The organism is bacterium (genome assembly GCA_040755795.1).
In the GTDB taxonomy this organism is placed as follows: domain Bacteria; phylum UBA9089; class CG2-30-40-21; order CG2-30-40-21; family SBAY01; genus JBFLXS01.
In genome coordinates this window covers 1-3900 of the sequence record JBFLXS010000388.1, presented here as the reverse complement: position 1 = coordinate 3900, position 3900 = coordinate 1, and the positions used below count along the sequence as shown (strand labels likewise).

Genomic DNA, 3900 nt, shown 5'->3' with positions numbered 1-3900 from the left:
GTGAATAAATCCATGTAAATTTAAGTGTAACCTCTCAAGTGCTTTATTTTAATAGAGTTATACATACATTAAAACTTCTTCCTCATCAAAGGGACTATACTTTTTCTTGTCAACAGCCTCTTGAATATTGAATGGACTTGAGAGAATAAGAGCAATTTAAAAAGAGGAATGCCCGCCAACGGCATGCTCATTGCAGGCAGGGAAAAATTTAAAAGAGAGGAGATGATAAAAAGATGAAACATAATAAAATACCCTGTGATAAGGAAGCAAATTGGTTAGATTCACATTTAGAAGAAAGGCTTAAATATAGGGGGGAATATATTGCTGTTGTAAGAGAGGAAATAGTAGCTCATGGGATTGATTTTATAGAGGTGATTGAGAAAGGAAAAAAAGTCTCAGATGACCCACTTATTGCTAAAATTCCAAAGGAGGATTTGATGGTAGTATGATTGAATTCCCTTATTGTGAAGAACAATTAAAGGATTTTGGAGTAATTTGGAAACCATATGTAGTTCTCCGAGTTACCAGTGGTGAAAAGAGTTTTAGATGCGAAATGCTCCTTGATTCTGGTGCAGATATTACTTTGATACCAAAAAGAGCAGGAGATTACTTGGGATTTGAAATAGAAAAAGAAGAAATTAAAGAACTCAAAGGCATTGGGGAAGGAGCAATTCCCTATATCATCAAACGGGTCAAGATTAAAATAGGAAATGATGAGGTTGAAACTCGAATTGGTTGGGTTTTAATAGAAGAGGTGCCATTTTTACTTGGTAGGTTAGACATATTCGATCAGTTTGATATTAAATTTGACCATTCGAATAGAAAAGTAATATTTGAGAAATAAAAAATGAGAAAATTGCCCACAACGGCAGATAACTCAGCATAAACGAAATGCTGAAGCACTTCGCTTATGCTGATACCATTAGTTGAATTTCACTTCAGAGGGCTAAAGAGTATTTAATCTTCTAATTTACAGGGGACAATGACAGGTTGTCTATTGTCTTTTTTTTTAAACTGATAAAAGGGAGATAAAAAAGTGAGAAGAAATTTAAAATGGAAGGCACTACTTATTACTGGTGTAATGGGTGTGTGTATATTTCTGATGTTACCTCCTCAGCAGAAAATAAAATTAGGTTTAGACCTGCAAGGAGGAATGCATTTAGTTTTAGAGGTGGATACAGCGAAATTACCTCCGGGTTCTGACCCCTCAGATGCAGTTGACCGAGCATTAGAGATTATCCGGAATCGAGTAGATAAATTTGGGGTATCAGAGCCGATTATTCAAAAAGAAGGAAAGGATAGAATTGTTGTTCAACTACCTGGTTTAAAAGACCCAAGACGGGCGAAAAACTTAATTGGTTCAACCGCACTTTTAGAATTTAGATTAGTTGATAACGAACGATTGGATGATGCTGAGGCAGGGAAGATACCAAGAGGTTATGAGATATTAGAGGATGACGAGGGGAAGAAATTCCTGGTGAAAAAAGACCCGGAATTAACGGGTGATACTTTAGTCAATGCCTGGGTTGATAGTAATCAGGGTGGAATAGTAAGTCAACCAGTTGTTTCACTTGAGTTTAATAAAGTTGGGGCAAGAAAATTTGCCCGGGTAACTGGTGCCCATATTAATGAACAGTTAGCCATTGTTTTGGATGGGAAAGTCAGGTCTGCTCCAGTAATTAGAAGTAGAATTGACGGAGGAAGAGCTCAAATTGAAGGTAATTTTACATTAGAAGATGCGCGAGACCTGAAGATTATTCTACGCGCAGGAGCTCTGCCGGCACCGGTTAAAGTGATAGAAGAACGCACTGTTGGTCCCTCACTGGGGCAAGATTCTATCCATAAAGGAATTATTGCCTCAATGGCTGGATTTATGTTAGTTGTTCTATTTATGGGTATTTACTATAAAGTGTCGGGTGTAATTGCCAATGTTGCTCTGGTTGGCTGTTTAGTAATGTTGTTAGGTGGATTAGCCGGGTTTAAAGGAACATTAACCTTACCAGGTATCGCCGGTATTATCTTAACTATGGGTATGGCACTTGATTCTAATGTCCTTATCTTTGAGCGGATAAGAGAGGAACTCCGTGCTGGCAGACCGGTTAAAACCGCTATCGATTCGGGATATAAAAAGGCATTCTGGACTGTCTTTGATTCGCATGTAACAACATTAATTACCGCTCTTATCCTTTTTGTCTTTGGCACTGGACCAATCAAAGGCTTTGCCGTAACCTTATCTCTTGGTGTGACCATTAGCCTATTTACGGCAATCGTTATCACTCGACTTATTTTTGACTTAAGAAAAGAATATCAGATACTTAGTATTTAAAGACTATAGACCATAGATTTTAAATTAGGATTAAGAAAAATGGCAGAACAAAAAGAAAATTTTTTAGAGACTTTATTTAGAATAGGAGCACTTATTGGTGGTGCATGGATTACTCTTGAACTGATAAAAATGATCTCACAAGAGGTTTATACCTGTTCTCATTGTGGTTTGGAAGTCCAGAGAGGAATGACGAGATGTCCTCATTGCCAGGTAAAATTGAAATGGAAGATTTAGAATATGAAGTAGAAAAGAAAGAATACACTCCTAAACGGAAATATTATTTATTTGAATGGATGGGAAGAGGAATCTTTTTCGGTTTGGGAGTGTGGATTTCTTTCATATTATACAATCAGTGTTTATTTAATCCAGATTGTAATACAATTGTAACTATATATTTTGCTGTATTGGGATTAACCTGTTTTTTGCATGCAGGATTTTCTATTGACAAATTAGCAAATATAAAATTGACATAGAGGAGATTCAATGATAGAATTACTTAAAAATCCTAAGATAAATTTTGTAGGGGTTCGATATTATGCTTACATAGGCTCAACTATATTAGTCGTTATAGGCATTGTTGCCATTATTTTTACAGCAATAGGGAAAGCGAATTTGGGTGTTGATTTTGCGGGAGGTTCTTTGGTTCAGATAAGTTTTCAAAAACCAGTTACCGCAGATAGATTACGACAGGCATTAGTTTCAAATAACTTACCTGAAAGTGAAATACAACAAATGGCAGAATCTAATCGGGTATTAATCAGGACGCGAAAGGCAGAGGTAAAAGGTGAGAAAATAGATGAGCGAATAAGAAAGATATTTAGTCAGGAATTTAGCGGGAATAGATTTGTGATGGAGCGAGTCGAAGAAGTAGGTCCGAAGATAGGTAAAGACCTTAAAACCAAAGCCTTTTGGGCGATATTCTGGGCAATAATCGCTATAACTTTGTATATAGCGTTTAGATTTGAATTTAGATTTGGATTAGCCGCCGCTGTTGCTACCCTACATGATGTTTTAGCGGTGTATGGTTTAGTCTGGATAACAAACCGCGAAATTACCCTTTTAACTATAACTGCCCTCCTGACCTTAGCCGGATACTCTCTAACTGATACAGTTGTGGTTTTTGACCGTATTCGTGAGAACTTAAAACTACGACGCAAAGAGGCTTATGAGGTAATCATTAACTCAAGTATAAACGAAGTTTTAAGTCGCACAATCGTCACAACTCTAACTGTACTTTTAGTCCTTCTGGCGCTTGTCATTTATGGTAGCCAGGTAACTTTTGATTTCTGCTTAGCTTTATTATTAGGAATTGTCATCGGAACATATTCTTCTATTTATGTGGCAAGTCCTATTTTGATTGAATGGCACCATCTTGCTATGAAAAAAATAAAAGCATAAGGATAGAAATTAGTGTTATGTTGAAAAATAACACACCAATTTTGCTAATTTTTTGTAAGCGTTCAGGTGGTGTAACAAAAGGAGATGTGGAGATTAAGGAGATAGGGAGATATTATTAAAAAAATTGAAATTAGTAGAAACTAATAGAAATTTATGGAAATTTGTTGTTTTCCACA

General features: G+C 36.3%; 6 protein-coding genes. All 6 read left to right on the top strand.

Annotation, left to right across the window (positions count from 1 at the left end; genetic code table 11):
• Positions 1–233: 233 nt before the first annotated feature.
• A complete protein-coding gene (locus AB1414_17145; GenBank protein MEW6609141.1) occupies positions 234–449 on the top strand; it encodes a DUF5678 domain-containing protein in 216 nt (71 codons plus the stop codon).
• The gene (locus AB1414_17140; GenBank protein MEW6609140.1) at positions 446–844 is read left to right on the top strand and encodes a hypothetical protein; all 399 of its coding nucleotides are present in this window, start codon (positions 446–448) and stop codon (positions 842–844) included. Before AB1414_17145 ends, AB1414_17140 begins: the two co-directional genes overlap by 4 nt.
• Positions 845–1081: 237 nt before the next feature.
• Positions 1082–2326: a protein translocase subunit SecD gene (gene secD, locus AB1414_17135; protein ID MEW6609139.1), complete on the top strand. Its 1245-nt coding sequence runs from the start codon at positions 1082–1084 to the stop codon at positions 2324–2326.
• A gap of 39 nt (positions 2327–2365) precedes the next feature.
• Positions 2366–2560 carry a hypothetical protein gene (locus AB1414_17130; protein ID MEW6609138.1) on the top strand — a complete coding sequence of 65 codons (195 nt, stop codon included), beginning with the start codon at positions 2366–2368 and terminating at the stop codon, positions 2558–2560.
• Positions 2548–2799, top strand: coding sequence for a hypothetical protein (locus tag AB1414_17125; GenBank protein MEW6609137.1), 252 nt, complete (start codon positions 2548–2550; stop codon positions 2797–2799). Before AB1414_17130 ends, AB1414_17125 begins: the two co-directional genes overlap by 13 nt.
• Before the next feature lie 10 nt (positions 2800–2809).
• Positions 2810–3724, top strand: a complete 915-nt coding sequence (secF, locus tag AB1414_17120) for a protein translocase subunit SecF (protein MEW6609136.1) — start codon at positions 2810–2812, stop codon at positions 3722–3724.
• The last annotated feature ends 176 nt before the right edge of the window (positions 3725–3900 follow it).